The sequence below is a fragment of the Pseudoalteromonas shioyasakiensis genome, from assembly GCF_024518675.1.
In the GTDB taxonomy this organism is placed as follows: domain Bacteria; phylum Pseudomonadota; class Gammaproteobacteria; order Enterobacterales; family Alteromonadaceae; genus Pseudoalteromonas; species Pseudoalteromonas shioyasakiensis_B.
In genome coordinates this window covers 1-636 of record NZ_JANIGL010000018.1, presented here as the reverse complement: position 1 = coordinate 636, position 636 = coordinate 1, and the positions used below count along the sequence as shown (strand labels likewise).

2 tRNA genes and 1 rRNA gene are annotated in these 636 nt (G+C 40.7%); all 3 read right to left on the bottom strand.

Annotated features, from left to right (window positions below):
- Window positions 1-217: 217 nt before the first annotated feature.
- Window positions 218-293 (bottom strand) — tRNA-Ala (locus NQT69_RS19485).
- A 111-nt stretch (window positions 294-404) separates the two neighbouring features.
- Window positions 405-481: transfer RNA gene (locus tag NQT69_RS19480), tRNA-Ile, on the bottom strand.
- 76 nt (window positions 482-557) lie between these two features.
- Window positions 558-636, bottom strand: a 16S ribosomal RNA gene (locus tag NQT69_RS19475); the annotation flags it as partial.

Genomic DNA, 636 nt, shown 5'->3' with positions numbered 1-636 from the left:
TCATAAGAGTTAACTAAATGGCACTGAATGATACTGCTATCATTCTTTTTTACTTTTGAAAACTCTGTACAAATACAATGTATTCATACGAATTTTATTATCAGCTTTTCCAAATTTTTAAAGAGCAGAGAATCAAAAACTTCTCAAAATTAAACACACTCTATTCTCAGGTGGTGTTGCTACCCGATAAAGAATATTTATTTTTAAGAAGTAAAAGTGGTGGAGCTAAGCAGGATCGAACTGCTGACCTCCTGCGTGCAAGGCAGGCGCTCTCCCAGCTGAGCTATAGCCCCACATATGCTGGTCTTACTGTTTGTATACCGACTTCTTTTTAAGACAAGGCGTAAGTTGAGGCCGTTTAGTTCACTAAACAACGAAGCTTACAACGCAGCATTAAGAAGAAGTGGTGGGTCTGAGTAGATTTGAACTACCGACCTCACCCTTATCAGGGGTGCGCTCTAACCAACTGAGCTACAGACCCAAACAATAAGTGTTGTTCTCTTTACAATTAACAATCATCTGTGTGGACACTACGAACAAATAAGTTCTAAATCGTATAAGGAGGTGATCCAGCCCCAGGTTCCCCTAGGGCTACCTTGTTACGACTTCACCCCAGTCATGAATCACTCCGTGGTA